The organism is Enterococcus sp. LJL120, from assembly GCF_054871765.1.
The window spans coordinates 189,749-208,869 of record NZ_JBTXLV010000008.1; the positions used below are offsets into that span (position 1 = coordinate 189,749).

21 protein-coding genes, 1 pseudogene and 1 riboswitch are annotated in these 19,121 nt (G+C 42.1%); of the genes and pseudogenes, 3 read left to right on the forward strand and 19 right to left on the reverse strand.

The annotated features are described in order from the left end of the window. Nucleotides 1–143: 143 nt before the first annotated feature. From ACYSNU_RS14455 to ACYSNU_RS14535, 17 genes are all read right to left on the reverse strand, one after another. Nucleotides 144–929, reverse strand: a complete 786-nt coding sequence (locus tag ACYSNU_RS14455) for an acetyl-CoA carboxylase carboxyl transferase subunit alpha (RefSeq protein WP_461737891.1) — start codon at nt 927–929, stop codon at nt 144–146. Further along, nucleotides 929–1,792 carry an acetyl-CoA carboxylase, carboxyltransferase subunit beta gene (accD, locus tag ACYSNU_RS14460; protein WP_461737892.1) on the reverse strand — a complete coding sequence of 288 codons (864 nt, stop codon included), beginning with the start codon at nt 1,790–1,792 and terminating at the stop codon, nt 929–931. The genes ACYSNU_RS14455 and accD overlap by 1 nt, the downstream gene beginning before the upstream one ends. Before the next feature lie 35 nt (nt 1,793–1,827). Next, entirely contained in the window at nt 1,828–3,192 is a 1,365-nt protein-coding gene (locus tag ACYSNU_RS14465) for an acetyl-CoA carboxylase biotin carboxylase subunit (RefSeq protein ID WP_461737893.1), read from the reverse strand. Between the two features lie 6 nt (nt 3,193–3,198). After that, on the reverse strand, nt 3,199–3,624 hold the full coding sequence (gene fabZ / locus ACYSNU_RS14470) for a 3-hydroxyacyl-ACP dehydratase FabZ (protein WP_265458923.1): 426 nt from the start codon (nt 3,622–3,624) through the stop codon (nt 3,199–3,201). 23 nt (nt 3,625–3,647) lie between these two features. Further along, nucleotides 3,648–4,124: an acetyl-CoA carboxylase biotin carboxyl carrier protein gene (gene accB / locus ACYSNU_RS14475; protein WP_461737894.1), complete on the reverse strand. Its 477-nt coding sequence runs from the start codon at nt 4,122–4,124 to the stop codon at nt 3,648–3,650. 117 nt (nt 4,125–4,241) lie between these two features. Next, complete coding sequence (gene fabF / locus ACYSNU_RS14480) at nt 4,242–5,477, reverse strand: beta-ketoacyl-ACP synthase II (protein ID WP_461737895.1); 1,236 nt, start codon at nt 5,475–5,477, stop codon at nt 4,242–4,244. A 67-nt stretch (nt 5,478–5,544) separates the two neighbouring features. After that, complete coding sequence (gene fabG / locus ACYSNU_RS14485) at nt 5,545–6,282, reverse strand: 3-oxoacyl-[acyl-carrier-protein] reductase (RefSeq protein ID WP_461737896.1); 738 nt, start codon at nt 6,280–6,282, stop codon at nt 5,545–5,547. Then, nucleotides 6,272–7,213 carry an ACP S-malonyltransferase gene (fabD, locus tag ACYSNU_RS14490; protein ID WP_461737897.1) on the reverse strand — a complete coding sequence of 314 codons (942 nt, stop codon included), beginning with the start codon at nt 7,211–7,213 and terminating at the stop codon, nt 6,272–6,274. Before fabD ends, fabG begins: the two co-directional genes overlap by 11 nt. A 170-nt stretch (nt 7,214–7,383) precedes the next feature. Beyond that, entirely contained in the window at nt 7,384–7,614 is a 231-nt protein-coding gene (locus ACYSNU_RS14495) for an acyl carrier protein (protein ID WP_265458918.1), read from the reverse strand. Between the two features lie 61 nt (nt 7,615–7,675). After that, nucleotides 7,676–8,644, reverse strand: coding sequence for a beta-ketoacyl-ACP synthase III (locus ACYSNU_RS14500; RefSeq protein ID WP_461737898.1), 969 nt, complete (start codon nt 8,642–8,644; stop codon nt 7,676–7,678). Between the two features lie 9 nt (nt 8,645–8,653). Beyond that, nucleotides 8,654–9,094 (reverse strand): fatty acid biosynthesis transcriptional regulator FabT, encoded by a 441-nt coding sequence (gene fabT / locus ACYSNU_RS14505; RefSeq protein ID WP_265458914.1) that lies wholly within the window; start codon nt 9,092–9,094, stop codon nt 8,654–8,656. A 227-nt stretch (nt 9,095–9,321) separates the two neighbouring features. Further along, on the reverse strand, nt 9,322–10,755 hold the full coding sequence (gene gcvPB, locus ACYSNU_RS14510; RefSeq protein WP_461737899.1) for an aminomethyl-transferring glycine dehydrogenase subunit GcvPB: 1,434 nt from the start codon (nt 10,753–10,755) through the stop codon (nt 9,322–9,324). Nucleotides 10,756–10,766: 11 nt separating this feature from the next. Continuing rightward, entirely contained in the window at nt 10,767–12,086 is a 1,320-nt protein-coding gene (gene gcvPA / locus ACYSNU_RS14515) for an aminomethyl-transferring glycine dehydrogenase subunit GcvPA (protein WP_461737900.1), read from the reverse strand. Between the two features lie 717 nt (nt 12,087–12,803). Then, entirely contained in the window at nt 12,804–13,175 is a 372-nt protein-coding gene (gcvH, locus tag ACYSNU_RS14520; RefSeq protein WP_461737902.1) for a glycine cleavage system protein GcvH, read from the reverse strand. Nucleotides 13,176–13,220: 45 nt separating this feature from the next. Continuing rightward, complete coding sequence (gene gcvT / locus ACYSNU_RS14525; protein WP_461737903.1) at nt 13,221–14,312, reverse strand: glycine cleavage system aminomethyltransferase GcvT; 1,092 nt, start codon at nt 14,310–14,312, stop codon at nt 13,221–13,223. A gap of 61 nt (nt 14,313–14,373) precedes the next feature. After that, nucleotides 14,374–14,457, reverse strand: a riboswitch (glycine riboswitch). Nucleotides 14,458–14,719: 262 nt separating this feature from the next. Then, nucleotides 14,720–15,220, reverse strand: coding sequence for a hypothetical protein (locus ACYSNU_RS14530; protein WP_461737904.1), 501 nt, complete (start codon nt 15,218–15,220; stop codon nt 14,720–14,722). Nucleotides 15,221–15,261: 41 nt separating this feature from the next. After that, entirely contained in the window at nt 15,262–15,396 is a 135-nt protein-coding gene (locus ACYSNU_RS14535) for a hypothetical protein (RefSeq protein WP_461737906.1), read from the reverse strand. A 298-nt stretch (nt 15,397–15,694) separates the two neighbouring features. Here ACYSNU_RS14535 and ACYSNU_RS14540 point away from each other — a divergent pair, with 298 nt between their 5' ends. From ACYSNU_RS14540 to ACYSNU_RS14550, 3 genes are read left to right on the forward strand one after another with little or no spacing between them, the layout of a single operon-like run. After that, complete coding sequence (locus tag ACYSNU_RS14540; RefSeq protein WP_461737907.1) at nt 15,695–16,342, forward strand: amino acid ABC transporter permease; 648 nt, start codon at nt 15,695–15,697, stop codon at nt 16,340–16,342. A gap of 9 nt (nt 16,343–16,351) precedes the next feature. Beyond that, nucleotides 16,352–17,014, forward strand: coding sequence for an amino acid ABC transporter ATP-binding protein (locus ACYSNU_RS14545; RefSeq protein WP_461737908.1), 663 nt, complete (start codon nt 16,352–16,354; stop codon nt 17,012–17,014). After that, nucleotides 17,004–17,837: an amino acid ABC transporter substrate-binding protein gene (locus tag ACYSNU_RS14550; protein WP_461737910.1), complete on the forward strand. Its 834-nt coding sequence runs from the start codon at nt 17,004–17,006 to the stop codon at nt 17,835–17,837. The genes ACYSNU_RS14545 and ACYSNU_RS14550 overlap by 11 nt, the downstream gene beginning before the upstream one ends. Nucleotides 17,838–17,884: 47 nt before the next feature. On the opposite strand, the gene ACYSNU_RS14555 is transcribed toward ACYSNU_RS14550, so the two are convergent. Continuing rightward, nucleotides 17,885–18,115 carry a YkuJ family protein gene (locus ACYSNU_RS14555; RefSeq protein ID WP_265458896.1) on the reverse strand — a complete coding sequence of 77 codons (231 nt, stop codon included), beginning with the start codon at nt 18,113–18,115 and terminating at the stop codon, nt 17,885–17,887. A 104-nt stretch (nt 18,116–18,219) separates the two neighbouring features. Beyond that, nucleotides 18,220–19,086 (reverse strand): annotated as a pseudogene (locus tag ACYSNU_RS14560) (NAD(P)-dependent oxidoreductase); the annotation flags it as partial. Nucleotides 19,087–19,121 lie beyond the last annotated feature (35 nt).

Below are 19,121 nucleotides of genomic sequence, written 5' to 3' on the forward strand. Positions count from 1 at the left end.
GAGACTCTACAATTAGTTTTTTAACAGATGAAAGCCGAACTATCTTATATTTGCAACTGTGGTCCAGTTGGTCCTCATCGCAAATATAAGATAGTTCGGCTCTGTTTTAACTAATTGTATAGCCTCTTTAATATTTTTTTTAACTAAAAATTACGGAAACGCTGATAGCGTTCAGCCAAAAGTGTTTCTGTATCCTTTTTACTTAATTCTGTTAGTTTTTCAATTAAAGCCTTTTGCATCAGACGATTAATTTTGTCTTGTGGCAAAGCTTCACCGTTAAAGGTTTCTGGAATCACCCGTTCAATGACAGCCATCTCTTGAAGCTCATTGGCTGTGATTTTCATCAGCTCAGCTGCTTCAGCCGCCCGTGAGCCATCCTTCCAAAGAATTGATGCAAAGCCTTCTGGTGATAAAATGGCATAAATGCTATGCTCCATCATCCAGACCTCATCTGCAACGCCCAACGCTAAGGCGCCACCGCTGCCACCTTCACCGATAATAATGGCGATAATTGGAACCTTTAAATCTGACATTTCCATCAAATTTTTAGCGATAGCTTCGCCTTCGCCTCGTTCTTCCGCACCGACGCCACAAAAAGCGCCGGCTGTATTGATTAGGGTAATCACCGGTCGTTTGAATTTCTCCGCTTGTTTCATCAAGCGCAACGCCTTGCGGTAACCCTCCGGATTAGGAGCCCCAAAATTCCGTTTGATATTGTCCTGTAAATCCTTACCCTTTTGAATGCCAACCACTGTCACCGGCTTGCCGGCTAATTTAGCGACACCGCCGACAATTGCACTGTCGTCTGCGAATAAACGATCGCCATGAAACTCTTGAAAGTCATCAAAAATCGTTTCAAAATAATCTAAGCTGGTGGGGCGGTCCTGCTTTCTGGCTAATTGAACAATTTCATTTGCAGTTAAAGCCATTAGTTCCACCCCTCCATTGTATGCATGATTAATAACTCACTTAAACGCTCTTTTAATTCGGTTCGGGGTACGATTTGATCGACAAAGCCGTGGGCCAACAAAAATTCTGCTTTTTGAAAGTCCTCCGGCAGTTCTTGTTTGATGGTTTGCTCAATAACCCGCCGACCGGCAAAACCGATCAGACTTTGCGGCTCCGCTAAAATAATGTCGCCTTCCATCGCAAAACTTGCCGTCACACCGCCCGTCGTTGGATCGGTTAAGACTGTGATATATAACAGTCCTGCGTTACTGTGGCGTTTGACCGCCGCAGAAATTTTCGCCATCTGCATCAAAGAAAATATTCCCTCCTGCATCCGAGCGCCACCAGAGGCTGTGAAAATCACCACTGGTAATTTTTCTGCCAAGGCCTTTTCAAAAAGACGGGTAATTTTTTCACCGACCACGGTGCCCATGCTGCCCATGATAAAATTGGCGTCCATAACACCAATCGCCACTGAATTGCCGTTAATCTTGGCTTTTCCCGTGACCACAGCTTCATGCAAATCAGTTTTTTCCCGCAGCTGATCAATCTTACTAAGATAGTTAGGAAAATCTAGCGGATCTTTGGTTTCAACCTCAGTATCCCATTCTCGAAAACTTTTGCTGTCAACCGTTAAGGCTAAACGCTCCCAAGCATTAATCCGAAAACTGTAGCCGCAATAAGGGCAGATTTTTTCCGTACCGATATCCTTCGTGTAAATGGTTCGTTTACAGGAAGGACACTTGGCAAACATATCATCGGGAACCTCCGGCTTGCTGCTGGGTTGTCCGGGACGATTGGGATTGATGCGAATATAATTTTTGTTCTTTTTAAACAGCGCCAATTTCACGCCTCCTTCATTTTTCAGCCCAGATTAATTTAATCCTCTGGTGACCAGTTTGGTAAAAAGGTTTCTTGTAAAAAGGCAGTATCATAATCACCAGCTAAAACTTGGGGATGGCTGATTAAGTCTAATTGAAACTCCGCATTCGTGACGACGCCTTCTGTCACCAGCTCGCTTAAAGCCCGCTGCATCTTCATCAAGGCTTCAAAGCGGCTTTCACCGTGGACAATCACTTTTGCAATCATCGAATCGTAATACGGGGGAATAGTATAACCTGAATACATGGCGCTGTCCACCCGCAGTCCCATACCGCCGCTTGGCAGTAATAAATTTTTAATTTTTCCCGGTGAAGGGGCAAAATTAAAGGCTGGATTTTCTGCATTGATGCGGCATTCAATCGCATGACCGCTAAAACAAATATCAGCCTGCTGCAACTCTAAGGGTAAACCTGCAGCAATTTCAATTTGCTTTTTAACCAAGTCAACACCGGTCACCATTTCAGTTACTGGATGCTCCACTTGGATGCGAGTATTCATTTCCATAAAATAAAAATCCCCTGCTTCGTCCATCAAAAATTCAATAGTGCCGGCATTTTGATAGTTTACCGCCTGCGCTGCTCGAACAGCCGCTGCGCCTAAATCTTGACGCTTTTGTTTGCCGATGACAACCGAGGGGGATTCTTCTAAAACTTTTTGGTTGTTCCGCTGCAAAGAGCAATCCCGCTCGCCAAGATGAATGATATTGCCAAAGGCGTCCCCTAAAATTTGGACTTCGATGTGCCGAGCCGGATAGACAATTTTTTCCAAATACATATCGCCATTGCCAAAAGCGGCTAGGGCTTCTGAACTGGCGGATTGAAAATGCTGCGGCAATTCTTCAGCTGTTAAAACTTTACGAATACCTTTTCCGCCACCACCGGCTGCTGCTTTTAGCATCACCGGATAACCGATTTCTTCAGCAATTTTCAAAGCTTCTTCAACGTTAGCAACAGCACCATCACTGCCGGGAATTACTGGCACGTTGGCTTCTAGCATTAACGTGCGGGCATTGATTTTATTACCCATTGCATCAATGGTCGCGCCTTTTGGTCCGATAAAGGTGATATTTAATTCTTCACACATCGATGCAAAGCGGCTATTTTCAGATAAAAAACCAAAGCCGGGATGAATCGCCTGAGCGTTTGTCACAATCGCAGCACTTAAAACTTGTTGAATATTTAAATATGAATCGGTCGCTTTGGCCGGTCCAATACAAATTGCTTCATCTGCTAACTGGGTGTGGAGCGCTTCTCGGTCCGCTTCTGAATAAACAGCGACCGTCGCAATGCCCATCTCACGACAAGCACGGATAATCCGCACGGCAATTTCTCCCCGGTTGGCGATTAGAACTTTTGTAAACATAGACACCTATCCAATCATAAAAGTTAACTCGGCCTCGGCGACTTTTTTGCCGTTTACATAGGCAATCCCTTTACCGATGCCAGCTACTTTTTTTACTTTAATTATTTCGACTTCTAACATTAAGGTGTCGCCGGGCACCACTTTCTGACGAAATTTAGCTTTGTCGATGCCGCCAAAATAAGCGGTTTTACCTTTAAAATCCGGCAATGACAATAAAGCAACGGCTCCAGCCTGTGCTAAGGCTTCTAAAATTAAAACGCCGGGCATTACTGGATTACCGGGAAAATGTCCTTGAAAAACTTGTTCATTGAAGGTGACATTTTTTTTGGCAACGACCCGCTTACCTTCTTCTAATTCCTCCACGCCATCAATCAAAAGCATTGGATAGCGATGGGGAATAATTTCTTTAATTTCTTCTATTGATAATTTCATGTGCTTTATCCTTTTTGAGTAGTTTATTGAATGCGGAATAACGGTTGGCCGAATTCTACCACGGCTTCATTTTCCACTAGAATTTCAGCGACCACGCCGTCAATTTCACTAGTGATTTCGTTCATGACCTTCATCGCTTCCACAATACAAATAATGTCACCTTTTTTTACAGTGTCACCGACTTCTTTAAAGTTTCCTTGGTCTGGTGATGGTGATAGATAGACGACACCAACAATTGGTGAAACAATTTCGGTACCAGATTCCACAACGAACATTTCTGTTGGTCCATCATTGCTGCCAATCACTTCAGCTGCCGGTGTTACAGGTATTGGTTGTGAACTAACTAATGGTGCTTCTGTCACAGCAACAGTCGTTTGCTGGCCACGGGTCATATCATTTTTGTTCATATATAATTCAAAAGAGCTTTCCTTTAAGTCAAACTCTGTCAGGCTGGATTGGTCAAAACTTTTTAATAAATCTTTGACTTCATTAATATTCATGAATAATTGCTCCTCACTGTCTACACAGTTTCAAAAAATAATTGCAAAAAACGGGTCTAAAGACTTCCAACTAAAATGCTCTAGACACCTTAGACCCGTAAAAAAATAAAATATAAATTAAGCTTCCCAACGCTTCAAGCAAAGAACCGCATTGTGGCCGCCAAAACCTAGTGAATTACTTAAAGCATAAGTAATCTCAGCTGGTTTGCTTTCGTTGATGACTACGTTAACTTCAACGTCTGGGTCCAATTCAGTTACATTGATGGTTGGTGGAATAAATTGCTCCTGTAAAGCAACTAAGGCCGCTGCCGCTTCAATTCCGCCGGCTGCACCTAATAAGTGGCCCGTCATTGACTTAGTTGAGCTGACATATGGTTTTGCATAATCGTCACCTAATGCTAGTTTAATAGCTTTAGATTCTGCTACGTCATTTGTTGGCGTGCTTGTTCCGTGGGCATTGATGTAACCAACTTCAGCCGGAATAATTCCCGCTTCAGCCATTGCCAACTTCATTGCCTTAGAGGCACCTGAGCCGTCCGGTGTTGGAGCAGTCATATGATAAGCATCACAGTTTGCACCATAGCCGACAACTTCACCTAAAATAGTAGCCCCACGTTTTTCGGCATGCTCTAAAGATTCTAAAAGGAATACACCAGCGCCTTCTCCCATCACAAAGCCGTTGCGGTGAGCATCAAAAGGTCGAGAACCAGTTGCTGGGTCTGTTGCCGTTGATAAAGCCGTCAATGCAGCAAAACCGGCAATGCCGATTTCACAAATTGAAGCTTCAGCGCCACCTGCTAACATAACATCTTGATAGCCATGTTTGATATTTCTAAAGGCTTCACCAATCGAATGCGTTCCACTGGCACAAGCCGTAACAATTGCTGTACAAATTCCTTTTGCGCCAACCTTCAAAGCGATATTGCCGGCTGCCATGTTGGCAATCGACATCGGCACGAACATTGGTGACACCCGTTGTGGTCCTTTTTCATTCATGCGGGTAACTTGATCTTGAATCGTTGGCAGTCCACCGATACCAGAACCTACCATCACACCGAAGCGATCTGCATCGGTATCTTCAGCTTTCAAATTAGCCATTTCCATCGCTTCTAAAGCCGCATAAATTCCATATAAAGAAAACCAGTCCATCCGTTTGGCATCTTTTTTTATAAAATATTTATCATAAGGAAAATCTTTGACTTCCCCCGCTAAAGAAATGCCGGTTTCGCTGGCATCAAATTTAGTAATCTGACCAATGCCATTAGTGCCGGCTTTTAAACTATTTCTAAAGGTCTCAGCATCGTTGCCAATCGGCGAAGCAACACCATAACCAGTAATTACTACTCGTGTCATTTTTATTCCTCCTATTTAAGGTAATCCATTTTTCCAGAAACTCAGGTGTCAAACACTCTGAATTTTTTTAGCCGTTCATCACTAAGCCACCATCAACATTGATAACTTGACCGGTGATATATTGATTTTGCGCTAAAAACAAAGCCGTTTGGGCAACTTCTTCAACATTGCCATAGCGTTTTAAAGGAATTTGCTCAACAGTCTGTTCTTTAACCTTGTCAGAGAGAACCTCTGTCATATCCGTTTCAATAAAACCTGGGGCAATCGCATTGACTGTAATCCCGCGGGCAGCAGCTTCTCGGGCAACGGATTTGGTAAAACCGACGACGCCGGCTTTACTAGCAGCATAATTAGCTTGTCCAAGGTTGCCTATCAATCCAGAAACGCTGGCCAAATTGATAATCACGCCTTCTCTAAGCTTCATCATTTTTTTCAAAGCGTGCTGAGTCATGTTAAAAGTACCGGTCAAATTGATTTTGATAACTTCTTCAAAATCAGCCGCCTTCATGCGAATTAGCAATTTGTCATCGGTGATGCCGGCATTATTGATTAAGATATGCACGGGACCTAAATTAGCCTCCGCCTCTGCCAACATGCTAGCGGCGTTATCAAAATCAGCAATATCGCCAGAAACTCCGATACATTTCACGCCATGGGCAGTAATCTCAGCAACTTGTTCATCTGAAATCTGGCTGCGGCCATTTAAAATAATATTGGCACCCGCTTTAGCAAATGCGTGGGCCAAAGCTTTGCCGATGCCCCGGGTACTGCCAGTGATAAAAACATTTTTATCCTTAATTTCCATTGCTTCCTCCTGATAACAGCGCTAGCGTTTCAGCGAGGGTTTTACTATCCTCAACGCGGCTGTGTTGGATTGTCTTATCGATTTTTTTCAAAAAGCCGGTCAAAGTTTTACCGGGACCAACTTCAATCATCGTGTCGATGCCTAAGCCCTGCAACGTTGCAACACTTTCATAAAAGCGTACCGGTGACATGACTTGTCTAGTTAATAAATCTTTGACTTGATTTTTTTCCATCACCTGAGCGGTTGTATTGCTGACAACCGGCACTTTAAAATCGTGAAAAGTCACGTCTTCTAAAGCTACTGCCAATTTTTCAGCAGCCGGTTTTAATAGGGCTGTGTGGAAAGGTCCACTGACATTGAGGGGCATCATTCGTTTTGCACCTTTTGCAGTTAAAATTTCCATCGCCTTGTCAACGGCTGCTACTTCACCGCCAATTACGATTTGTTGTGGCGTGTTGTAATTCGCTGGTGAGACGATGCCAAATTGGCTAGCCTCCCGACAGCTTTCTTCAATCACTTCAACTGGTGTGTTCATGACCGCCACCATTTTACCGACGCCTTTTGGTGCGGCAGTTGCCATATACTGACTGCGTTTGGCAATCAAGGCGATTGCATCAGTAAAGCTTAAAGCTCCGCTAGCAACTAAAGCTGTATATTCTCCCAAACTCAATCCAGCGGCCGCGTCGTAGGTAATACCTTTTTCCTGCAATACTCGCAAAAATCCTACACAGACGGTCAAAATTGCTGGTTGGGTAAATTCTGTTTGATTTAAACGTTCATTTTCGGTGAAACATAATTCAGCGACGTCATAGCCTAAACTCGCGCTGGCCTCGGCAAAGGTCTCCCTCATAATCGCTTCTTGTTCGTATAATTCTTTTCCCATACCGGGATATTGAGCACCCTGTCCACTAAATAATATGGCTGTTTTCATGGTAGTTCCTTTCTCATCAGCAAAATAGCAGTAGGGACTGGGACATAATCCGGCAAAATGTTTTGGTTCAAGCCTTTGTGACAGCCGGGCATAGAATCCAGCCATCACAAAAGCTTAAACGTCTTCAGAACATTTTGGCCGTTAACTTATGTCACAGTCCCACTAATTCTTTATTTTTCTGCTAATTGTTTTTCAACATAAGTAACTAAGTCTTGAACGGTTGCAATGCCGTCTTCCGTTTCAATTTTCACATCGAATTCGTCTTCAATTTCATTGATGATTTGGAAAAGGTCTAAGCTGTCTGCTTCCAAGTCTTCTTGGATGTTTGTTGTCAATTGAATTTCTTCAGCGTCCTTACCTAATTCTTCTACAATGATGCCTTGAATTTTTTCGAATACCATAATAAATCCTCCGATTGTTTTGTTAGTTTTCTTGAGCAGTGCTCTGTATATGCAAACGGTCCTAAACGGTGACCAGGAGACTTCCCCAGGTTAAGCCGCCGCCATAACCCGTTAACATCAATTTTTGATTTGATCCCAGCTGGATGGTGCCGGCTTGAACGGCTTCATCTAATAAAAGCGGGATACTAGCTGCTGATGTGTTGCCATAGTCAGCCATATTGGTGAGAAATTTTTCTCGTGGTACCTTCAACTTGCGGGCAATTTTATCAATAATCCGCTCATTTGCTTGATGCAATAAATAGTAATCAATCGTATCTTTTTCTTCTGCCGCAACTGCTGAGATGTTTTTGACAACATCTCTCGTGGCAAAATCAAAAATATCGCGACCATTCATCTGTAAAAAATACTCATCTGTCGGTGGCTCTTGCCAAAAGGGACTGTCAAAATTTTTCTTACCAGCCGTCAGACTCTTTTGCCGAGTACCATCAGAGGCCAACAGTTCTCGGTGAAAATGTTGCACATCGCTGGCTTCAACTACGACTCCAGCGGCGCCATCACCGAATAAAACAGCAGTACTGCGGTCTTCCCAATCTAATAATTTTGAAGTGGTTTCCCCACCGATGACTAGTCCTCTTTGATAGCCGCCGCGAATAAATTTTTCGGCAGTGGCTAAGCCAAAGACAAATCCCGAACAAGCAGCCGTTACATCAAAAGCAAAGGCTTGCGTAGCCCCAATTGCCCCTTGGATCATACAGGCCACTGAAGGACAGGTATAATCTGGTGACATGGTTGCGACAATAATAAAATCTAAACTATCTGCTGAAAAATTATTTTCAGCGATAAGTTTTTCAGCAACTTGGATACATAAATCCGAAGTATCTTCGCCAGTCGTGATATGACGAGCGTGAATGCCTGTCCGACTGGTTATCCATTCATCTGAGGTCTCCATCATTTCGGAAAGCTGATCGTTGGTTACCCGATTAGCCGGCACATAACTAGCAGTAGCAGTAATTTTTGCATAATTTTTCATCCGTGATCCTCACTTATAAGAATGCAGAAAATCATGAAGGTTTTTTAACGCTTTTAACAACGCCGTTTCTTCATCTTTTTCCATTCCTGTCAAAATATTTTTCACCATTTGCCGATGAAAGTGCTGGTGCACTCGGAATAAAAGTTTTCCTTTTTTGGTAAGTCCCAGCTTCACTACTCGGCGATCATCTTCGCTGCGGATGCGTTCGACATACTCTTTTTTGACAAGACGATTGATTGCCGTCGTCAAGGTCCCAACGGTAATCGACAATTCTTTAGCAACTTCGGAAGTGGTTTTTTTGCGATACATGCCAATGGCTTCAATCGTGTGCATTTCTGTTATTGAGACATCATCGAATCGCGACTTTTTTAATTCCGATTCTTCAATTGTCAAAATATCATTAAAGATGCTCACTAAATAGTCGTTGACTGTTTCTAAATTCGGTTCCATGGTCCACCACCAATTAGTTTGATTATCAAATCATTTGATGTTCAAACTATATCTTACTGAAAAAAAAAATGCAATAGGATTCTAACAATAATTTCTAGACATTCTCAAGAAATAATTGTCAAAAACCCGTCGCATTCTTTTAAACCTATGCAAAATCAGCATTTCAAACTTATTCAATTTAGTTTGATTATGAAACTTTTTTGAGAAGCTTTAACTTTTTTTAAGATTTAATCAAAGAGATAGCGAATTTGCGGATTGCGGGCAGCCCCCACCTCATCCACTCGCCCGACTGGTGTCGTCAATGGATACTCATGGAAAACTTCACCATTTTCCACAGCTTGGTCATACAGGTCCAAGAAAATTTGAATTGCTTCATCTAAGGTTTGTTTTGATTCAGTTTCAGTCGGCTCTAACATTAACGCCTCTGGAACAATCAGCGGGAAGTACATGGTTGGCGGATGCATTTGATAATCCAATAAAGCTTTTGCCATATCCAAAGCACTTACACCTGTTTGTTTTTTCAACTGACTTAAACTAATTACAAATTCATGCATACAATGCTCGCCATAAGGGACTTGATATTTTTCCTTGAGTCCATGGAGTAAATAGTTGGCGTTTAAAACAGCGGCTTTAGCTGAGGCGGTGATACCGTCGCCACCAAGCGTCAGCAGATATGTCAAGGCTCTTGTCAAAATTGAAAAATGGCCGTAAAAGCCTTTGACCTGACCAATTGTATGTTTTGGTGTGGTAAAGGCCCAAGTTCCATTCGTTTCAACTGGATAATAATCCGGCAGAAAATCCTTTAAAATTGCTTTGCAGCCGACAGGTCCCATGCCGGGTCCGCCGCCACCGTGGGGAGTTGAAAAAGTTTTATGGATATTTAAATGAACAACATCAAAACCCATGTCCCCCGGGCGCACAATCCCCATAATCGGATTTAAGTTGGCCCCGTCATAGTAATTTAGGCCACCAGCATCATGTACAATTTTTGTAATTTCTGTAATGTTTGGATCAAAAATTCCAACCGTATTTGGATTTGTCAACATTAAGCCAGCAGTATCTGGTCCAACCGCCGCCTTCAAAGTCTCTAAATCGACACAGCCAAATTCATCTGACGGAATATTGACAGTTTCAAAGCCGGCCATTGCCGAACTGGCGGGATTCGTTCCGTGAGCGGAATCCGGCACAATAATTTTGGTTCTGTGGTGATCCCCGTTAAGCTCGTGATAGGCTTTAATCATCAGCAAAGCGGTTAACTCACCATGGGCGCCAGCAGCCGGTTGAAAAGTAAAAGCGTCCATGCCGTTGATTTCACTTAACCAGCTTTCGGCCGTCGTCATCACCTCTAGTGCACCTTGAATTGTTTCAATTGGCTGCAAAGGATGAATCTCTTTAAAGCCCTCTAAGCCGGCCATTTCATCATTGACTTTCGGATTGTATTTCATCGTACAAGAACCGAGGGGATAAAACCCATCGTTGACCCCAAAACTTTCTTTAGCCAGTTGAGTATAATGACGGCTTAATTCATTTTGAGAAAGTTCTGGCAGATGCAAGTCAGTCTGGCGCCGCAAATTTTCGGGAATTGCGCTGCTTGGCATATCGCTAGCCCCTAGCCAATCGGTTTCGTAACCGGGAATGCTTCTTTCAAAAACTAATTTCATCGTGGCACCTCCTAAACTTTCTCAGAAATCATCTGGTCAACAGCGGCTACCACCAAATCAATTTCTGCTTTTGTATTCATTTCAGTTGCACACCAGAGCAGGCCTTTGTCAGTAGGCAGGCCGCCTAAGATATTTTGCTTGGCTAATTCTGCTAATAAAATTTCATCATCAATTGGCATTTCCGTAACAAATTCGTGGAAAAAGTTTTGACTTAAAATTTTGATTCCGGGAATTTTTGCCAGCTCTGCTGCAAAATAGTGGGCCTTGTCATAGGATTGCTGAGCGACTTTTGCCAAACCATTTGGTCCCATTGCGCTGAGATAAATTGAGACAGTCAAAGCACAGTGGGCTACATTGGAACAGATATTTGAATTAGATTTTTCCCGCCGAATATGTTGCTCTCTAGCCTGCAACGTTAACACAAAAGCTCGGCGGCCTTGATTATCAACAGTTTGTCCGGCAATCCGGCCAGGTAGTTTACGAATCATTTTATTGCTAGTCGCCATAAAACCAATATAGGCACCGCCAAAATTTAGTGGCAAACCTAAAGGCTGGGCTTCTCCCACCGCAATATCTGCGCCTAATTCCCCCGGAGATTTCAATAGTGCGTTGGTCATCGGATTTACAGAAAGAACTGATTTACTTTGATTTTCATGGGTCAGGGAAATAATTTCTTCAACATTTTCCAAAGCTCCCCAATAATTTGGCTGCTGGACAATCGTACAGGCAACAGTTTCATCTAGTTGCCCCTTCAAAGCCGCGATATCCAATTGATTATCAACTTCTGGAATTAATACGATTTCAACATCGCGATAACGGTAATAGGTTTCAATCGTTGCAATCGTCATCGGATGCATTGTTGCCGCCACTAAAACTTTTTTCCGTTTCTTATCTGTGCACATATTCACCGCTTCAGCTGCCGCCGTCGCTCCATCATACACCGAAGCATTCGACGCTTCCATCCCCGTCAGCTCACAAATCAGCGTTTGATATTCAAAAATAGATTGCAAAATTCCTTGGCTAATTTCCGGTTGGTAAGGTGTATAAGCGGTCATAAATTCTTCTTTGCTGGTAATTTGCTGAACAACTGACGGAATATAATGACGATATGCCCCAGCGCCTCTAAAAACTGTTGGAAAAACTTGGTTTTTGTGGGCCAACTGACTCATTGCCCGACGGACTTCCCGCTCACTTTTTCCGGCTGGTAAATTCAATTGATTTACTTTAACCGCCTCGGGAATTTCTTTAAATAAGTCCTCTAACTGATTGAGGCCGATTTTTTGAAGCATCTCCTGCTGTTCTGCGGAGGTGGTGCCGATATAGTTTGCCATGATGTGCCTCCTCATTCATATTAAGGTAATAATTTTTTCAAAATTAATCTGATTTTCATTCCGTATACCATTCCACTAAACTGTTGACTGTTTACAAACTGCGAAAAGTGGTACTGGCATCCTTGCTCATTTTTAGGTAATAAATTTCTTCCAGAAATTTAGTTCTATTTTCGCGCCGTATACCATTCCATTAGAGTGTTAGCTTTTTGCAGAACTGCGAAAAATGGAACTGGCATCCTCATTCATATTAAGGTAATAATTTTTCCAAAATTAATTTGATTTTCGTACGAATACCATTCCACTAGACTGCTGGCTTTTACAAAACTGCCAAAAGTGTTACTGGCATCCTTATTCATATTAAGGTAATAAATTTCTTTCAGAAATTTAGTTTGATTTTCGCGCCGTATACCATTCCACTAAACTGCTGACTGTTTGCAAAACTGCGAAAAGTGGAACTGGTGTCCTAACTCAAAATTAAGGTAATAAATTTCTTCCAGAAATTTCGTTTGATTTTCGTACGAATACCATTCCACTAGACTGCTGACTTTTACAAAACTGCCAAAAGTGGTACTGGCATCCTCATTCATATTAAGGTAATAATTTTTTCAAAATTAATCTGATTTTCATTCCGTATACCATTCCACTAAACTGCTAGCTGTTTGCAGAACTGCCAAAAGTGGTACTGGCATCCTTACAAAATATTATAGTTTTAAACCTCTAATCATCAATTTCCTTTAAATAAGCGTCGTATTCTTCTTGGGTTAATAAATCCTCCAAATCACCTAATTCGCCGACTTCGATAATCCATGTGTCGTTGGCTTTTTCATTGATTGATTCTGGAGCATCTTCCAATTCTTCATTGATAGCAACAACTACGCCGCTGACTGGTGAATAAATTTCCGAGGCGGTTTTAACGGACTCAATATCGGCAAAGTTGGCGCCTTTTTTGATTTCATCGCCGATGTCCGGCAGGTCCACGTAGACAATGTCGCCTAATTCGCCTTGGGCATAGTCAGACACGCCGATTTTAGCAGAGTCACCGTCAATTTTGATCCATTCGTGGGATTTCGTAAATTTAATTTCGCTCATGTTTTTTCCCCTTTTCGTTTTATGAATTAATAAAAAATAATTACCTTATTTGGGCCGTTTATAAAAAGGCAGTGGAACAATGACAGCAGGCACGCGCTTGTTACGAATCTGCAATTCTATTTCCGTGCCGTTCTCAGCAAAATTGCGATCAATTGAAGCCATCGCAATGGCTTTCTTCAAATAAGGACTCATCGTGCCGGAGGTTGTTTGACCAATTGGCTGACCATCTTTAGCAAAAATTTCGACATGCTCTCTTGCAATACCTTTGCCGACAACTTCCAGGCCAACGCGGGTTTTTTCCGGCTTCTCCTTGTCAGTCAAAGCCTGCTTGCCGATAAAATCAGCCTTCGCCAGCTTCACGCCAAAGCCCAAATCAGCTTCAAACGGTGTGATTGTTTCATCCATCTCATGTCCATATAACGGCATCGCCGCTTCCAAACGCAAGGTGTCGCGGGCCGCTAAGCCAGCTGGAATTAATGCAAATTCAGCACCTGCCTGTAAGATGGCTTGCCACAATTTAGGAGCATCACTGGCCTGGCAATATATTTCGTAACCAAATGAGCCGGTGTAGCCGGTTTGAGAAATTAAACAACTGACACCAGCAAACAGAACTCCTTCTTTAAAGAAGTAATATTTTTCCGGCAAATTTTCACTGGCTGTCAATTGACTCAAAATTTCCTTCGCCACCGGTCCTTGTAAAGCAACTTGCGCTACCTCGTCAGAAATATCGGCAAACGTCACATCGCCAAATAAATGGCTCTCCATCCAAGCAACATCTTTTTCTCTATTAGCAGCATTTAAAACAATTAAAAATTTGTCTTCATTTAAACGGTAGACCAATAAATCATCTAAAACACCACCATCGTCATTACACATCAATGTGTACCGAACCTTGCCAATTGCCAATGTTGAAAAATCATTGGTCAAAAGCTGCTGCAAATTAGCTAGTGCGTCTGTTCCTTCAAAAATTACTTCCCCCATGTGGGAGACATCGAAGAGCCCGGCGGTTTCCCGCACAGCCAGATGTTCTTTGATGACCCCTGTTGGATATTGCACCGGCAATTCATAACCGGCAAATTCCACCATTTTTCCGGCAGCTTTTTTGTGCTCCTCGTATAACGGTGTGTGTTTTGGCATGGTCTTCCCCTCGCTTTCAATTTTTGGCCAGCAAAAAAGGACGACAGCATAAAAAAATATGCAGTCGTCCTCTGTTGATTGACCTGAGAGATTCTCTAAACTAGATTGCTCCTTCGGTGTATGTGCACTTTCCAGAGGTTTGTCAGATTACGGTCCTTTTGCCTGAGATCTTCATCGAGTTGTTCTGCGCAACTCAATTTATTCCTTCGGCGCCAAAGTAGCTCTCTCCCATAACCCTCACCCAATATAATTGATAATGGAACTAGTTACCTCTATTTTAAATAACTTTTGGATTTTTTTCACTAAAAATGCTTAAAAAAGTTTTAAGGAATTGGTGATAAGGTCTGCTTTTATAGAAAAAAGAAACTTCAGCAAACTTAAATTTAGTCGCGAAGTTTCTCGTTGTTTCAATTTAGGACCATTTGACTCTGTTTGTATAGCTGCCAGCCCATAAGCACCACCCAAACATAGGCCAAGGTTTTTGGAATCATTAACATTCCCAGTAGCGGCAGACTGCTACTGAATAAGACCACCGGAACATAGAAACCAAAGGAGAGCGTCACCGCTAACGGCATAAATCTGAAAATTTTATCATTGTCTTTTTTAACCTCCTTGGCAAAAATCACAATGACGATAATGCCCATCACAGCAAAAGGAATATTGCGTAAAATACCAAATAGCAACGGCTGTTGATAATCCAGCCAAGCATTTTGCGGCAAAAGACATAGAGCAATTCTGATAATAGTTAGAGCCCACATACTTATGGTCAACCCGTTTCTTCCTTTAATTGCAAAGTATTCCCGCCAAATGTAATAGAGAATCAAATAGAAAATCGTCATCGTGATCGAGGTGATAAACTTGCCGATTCCTAAAGCAGCAGCATTAGCCTCTAAACCCGTTGTCCACAAGGCATACATCCGAGGAACCAGATGAAAAGAATCTCCAGCTCCTAGAAAATTGCCATCAGACCGAATTTTTTTACAATGCTTTCATTTCTTCCTTTGGTTGCCATTAAGACACCAACTGAAATAACCCCCACCAAATAACATACATCAAAAATTGTTTCCACTAAAGCCTGTGCCATTTTTCATCCTCCGTTTTCTTTTTTCTCAAGCACTTGTTGTCTCTAATTTAAATAATTTCAGCAGTTTGAACAAATTAAATAAACAGAATTACCAATACTGTCGCCAATTTTTTTATCCTTTTTTCTGAAAATTTCTCTGTAAGGAAATTTTATTCTTTAATTTAATTTTAATATTATGTATAATAAGTGGGCTAGATGGCAAAGTGACAGCAAAAATTATCTGAGAAAATTTTCATTTTCTGAGAGATTGATGCTTTTATTTTTACATTCGTCTGGGTAAATTTTAGGAGGATTTGCGATGTTTTCATATTTAATCGGCGTAATGCCCCAATTATTACGGGGTGCAGTGACTACGCTGCAGCTATTTGGATTAACTTTAGTCGGTTCACTGATTTTGGGTCTGCTGCTATCATTCGGCTTGGCAATCAAATTTAAGCCATTGAATTATTTACTGCAATTATATGTGTGGATTGTGCGGGGAACACCTTTACTGCTCCAATTAATTTTTGTTTTCTATGGTCTACCGAGTATCGGTATTGTCTTCAGTGACCGCTTTGATGCCGCCGTGGTCACCTTTATTATCAATTATGCGGCTTATTTTGCAGAAATTTTCCGTGGCGGGATTCAATCAATTCCGAAAGGGCAATACGAAGCGGCGAAGGTCCTGCGGCTCTCCAGCTTTCAAACGGTGCGTCGCATTATTATTCCGCAAGTCTTTAAGATTGTCCTACCCTCAGTTGGCAATGAGGTGATTAATTTAGTCAAGGATTCCTCTTTAATTTACATCTTAGGCTTAGGTGATGTGATGCGCGCCGGTCAAATTGCAATGGAACGGGATGCAACATTGCTGCCCTTAATCGGTGTCGGTGTGATTTATTTAGTGATGACGGGACTTTTGACTGTCCTCTTAAAACAAGTCGAGAGCCGCTTAAATTATTATCGTTAGGAGCTTACCATGATTACTTTAAAAAATATCAATAAAAGTTTCGGCAGCAAAAATGTAATTCGTAATTTAAATCTGGAAATTCCTGAAGGAGAAATTTTGGCGATTGTCGGTCCTTCCGGCGGTGGCAAGACGACTCTCCTGCGAATTTTAGCCGGTTTAGAATCCGCAGACAACGGTGAACTGGTTTTAGATGGCACTTCGTATAATTTGGCTGATGGCAATCCCACGGAACAGATCGTCGGTGTCGTTTTTCAGGATTTTCAATTATTTCCGCACTTAAATGCTTTAGAGAATATTACTTTGGCGCCTAGACTCGTCTTAAAAAAAGATAAAAGTGCCAGTGAAACGGAAGCTCGTGAGTTAGCCCGATTGTTAGGCATCGAGGATTTATTAGCAAGCTACCCTTATCAATTATCCGGTGGGCAAAAACAACGGCTAGCAATAGCGCGGGCCCTTTCCATGAATCCAAAAGTCCTCGCCTATGATGAACCCACCAGCGCCCTTGATCCAGAGTTGCGCCAACAGGTAGAGCAATTGATATTATCGATGAAAAATGCCAAGATGACACAAATCGTCGTCACCCACGACTGGGATTTTGCTGAGCATATTGGTGATCAACTGTTGCGGGTTCAGCCACTAGAGACCGAGGAGCTGAGTGACAATGAAAAATAAAAACCGCAGCAAAAAAATTTTTGCTAGCCTATTGTTGTTGGTTTTAATGGTTTTTCTTGGCAGTTGCGGTATCTTGAAAAATACCAGCGGTGATACTTGGGAAACGATTCAAAGTAGCGGCAAAGTTACTATCGGCTTAGATGACACCTTTGTGCCAATGGGGTTTCGTGATCAAGACGGCTATCTCGTTGGCTTTGATGTTGATTTGGCGACTGCCGTTTTTGCGGAATACGGCATCGAGGTAGATTTTCAACCGATTGATTGGTCCCTAAAGGAAATGGAGCTGACTAACGGCACCATTGATTTAATTTGGAACGGTTACTCGGTGACACCCGCCCGTGAAGAAAAGGTTTTATTTTCTAATACCTATATGGAAAATGATCAGGTTTTAATTACTCGCAAAGATTCCGGCATTACAAGCTTTGCTGATATGCAGGGCAAAGTCTTAGGGGCGCAAACTGGTTCCTCTGGCTATGATGCCTTCACCCAGCAGCCGGAAATTCTTAAGGATTTGGTGGCCGATGAGGATGCTGTTTTATACAGCAGCTTTAATGAAGCCTTTATTGATTTAGAACATCAAAGAATTGATGGCCTTTTAATTGACCACGTCTATGCCAATTATTACTTGAGTCAAACTGGTGATTTGGAGAATTACAATTTATTGGAGGGCGGCTTTGTGACCGAGGACTTTGCGGTCGGAGCTAGAAAGACAGACACCACTTTAGTTGCCAAAATCAATGATGCGTTAAAAGCTTTGCAGAGTAATGGGAAATTTTTAGAAATCTCAGATAAATGGTTTGGCGAAGACGTTTCGCCAAAATGAAAAAGAGCAATTCCTTTTACGCAGGAATTGCTCTTTTTTGGAAAGGTTTATTGAATTAAATCATAAATTTCCATGGCTACAATATCAATATTATCAAATTGATAGCTTTGATTGCTGTCACTTTCAGTAAGTTCAAAAGTATCTGTGGATTGATCATAGGTAACCGTACATTTTTCAACTCCGTCTTTTTCAAAACGGCGAACTTGTACTTCGTTATCTGTGGCTTCCGTCATCGCTTCAAGACGTTTAATAATTGCCACCAGTTGTGAATGTTTCATACAGGCGCCTCCTCCTTATCATTTCTGTATTATTGTATCAAAAGAGTCTGCAACATGCATTACATTTCTACAGTTTTGAGTAATTTCTTAAAAATAATCGGGAATTATTTCCACCAATACTTAATCAGCGCCTGCGTTCCTTCATTTTCCAAGCCTTCGTTGGCCAGTTGGTCATAAAGTTTTTCTGCTAAGGTCGTCATCGGCAAATCAAGCTGCATTTTTTTCGCTTCATCCAATGCAATCCGCAAGTCTTTAATAAAATGCTTAATGAAAAAGCCCGGTTCAAAATCATTTTTCAAAATCCGTGGGCCATAATTTTGCATCGACCAATTGGCTGCCCCGCCACCGCCTAATGCTGCCATGACATCCTGCAAATCTAAACCAGCAGCCTTAGCATAAACCAACATTTCTGACACGCCTAACATCGTGCCGGCAATCATAATCTGATTGGCCATTTTAGTATGCTGACCAGCTCCAGAATTTCCTTGACGGGAAATTGTTTTGCCAATTTTTTCAAAGATTGGCAAGGCTGCATCGTAGGCTTCTTTTGAACCGCCTGTCATGATAGTCAGCGTCCCATTCTTGGCACCCACATCGCCACCAGAAACGGGTGCATCCAGTGCCTCGCCACCTTTTTCAGCCGCCGTTTTACCAATTTTTTCAGCCAAAGTTGGCGTGCTAGTCGTCATATCAATTAATATTTTACCCGTTACATCCGTCGCAAAAATTCCCACTGGACCATAATAGGTTTCTTCAACGTCACTGGGATACCCAACCATCGTAAAGACAACATCGCTGGCCGCCGTAATTTCTTTGGGATTGTCATACCAGACTGCCCCTTCTGCTACAAGCGCATCTGTCTTACTTTTCGTCCGATTATAAACATTGACTGAATAACCTGCTGCCATCAAGTTGCGGACAATCGCCGCCCCCATGACACCTGTTCCGATAAAACCAATTTTCATTTGCCAAACTTCCTTTCCTGCTGATTATTTTTCACATTTTT

Bases quoted from the DNA above. Each gene is read 5' to 3' on its own strand.
- ACYSNU_RS14455 (WP_461737891.1), bottom strand. From the start codon at position 929: ATGGCTTTAACTGCAAATGAAATTGTTCAATTAGCCAGAAAGCAGGAC.
- ACYSNU_RS14465 (WP_461737893.1), bottom strand. From the start codon at position 3,192: ATGTTTACAAAAGTTCTAATCGCCAACCGGGGAGAAATTGCCGTGCGG.
- fabZ (WP_265458923.1), bottom strand. From the start codon at position 3,624: ATGAAATTATCAATAGAAGAAATTAAAGAAATTATTCCCCATCGCTAT.
- accB (WP_461737894.1), bottom strand. From the start codon at position 4,124: ATGAATATTAATGAAGTCAAAGATTTATTAAAAAGTTTTGACCAATCC.
- fabF (WP_461737895.1), bottom strand. From the start codon at position 5,477: ATGACACGAGTAGTAATTACTGGTTATGGTGTTGCTTCGCCGATTGGC.
- fabG (WP_461737896.1), bottom strand. From the start codon at position 6,282: ATGGAAATTAAGGATAAAAATGTTTTTATCACTGGCAGTACCCGGGGC.
- fabD (WP_461737897.1), bottom strand. From the start codon at position 7,213: ATGAAAACAGCCATATTATTTAGTGGACAGGGTGCTCAATATCCCGGT.
- ACYSNU_RS14495 (WP_265458918.1), bottom strand. From the start codon at position 7,614: ATGGTATTCGAAAAAATTCAAGGCATCATTGTAGAAGAATTAGGTAAG.
- ACYSNU_RS14500 (WP_461737898.1), bottom strand. From the start codon at position 8,644: ATGAAAAATTATGCAAAAATTACTGCTACTGCTAGTTATGTGCCGGCT.
- fabT (WP_265458914.1), bottom strand. From the start codon at position 9,094: ATGGAACCGAATTTAGAAACAGTCAACGACTATTTAGTGAGCATCTTT.
- gcvPB (WP_461737899.1), bottom strand. From the start codon at position 10,755: ATGAAATTAGTTTTTGAAAGAAGCATTCCCGGTTACGAAACCGATTGG.
- gcvPA (WP_461737900.1), bottom strand. From the start codon at position 12,086: ATGGCAAACTATATCGGCACCACCTCCGCAGAACAGCAGGAGATGCTT.
- gcvH (WP_461737902.1), bottom strand. From the start codon at position 13,175: ATGAGCGAAATTAAATTTACGAAATCCCACGAATGGATCAAAATTGAC.
- gcvT (WP_461737903.1), bottom strand. From the start codon at position 14,312: ATGCCAAAACACACACCGTTATACGAGGAGCACAAAAAAGCTGCCGGA.
- ACYSNU_RS14535 (WP_461737906.1), bottom strand. From the start codon at position 15,396: ATGGCACAGGCTTTAGTGGAAACAATTTTTGATGTATGTTATTTGGTG.
- ACYSNU_RS14540 (WP_461737907.1), top strand. From the start codon at position 15,695: ATGTTTTCATATTTAATCGGCGTAATGCCCCAATTATTACGGGGTGCA.
- ACYSNU_RS14545 (WP_461737908.1), top strand. From the start codon at position 16,352: ATGATTACTTTAAAAAATATCAATAAAAGTTTCGGCAGCAAAAATGTA.
- ACYSNU_RS14550 (WP_461737910.1), top strand. From the start codon at position 17,004: ATGAAAAATAAAAACCGCAGCAAAAAAATTTTTGCTAGCCTATTGTTG.
- ACYSNU_RS14555 (WP_265458896.1), bottom strand. From the start codon at position 18,115: ATGAAACATTCACAACTGGTGGCAATTATTAAACGTCTTGAAGCGATG.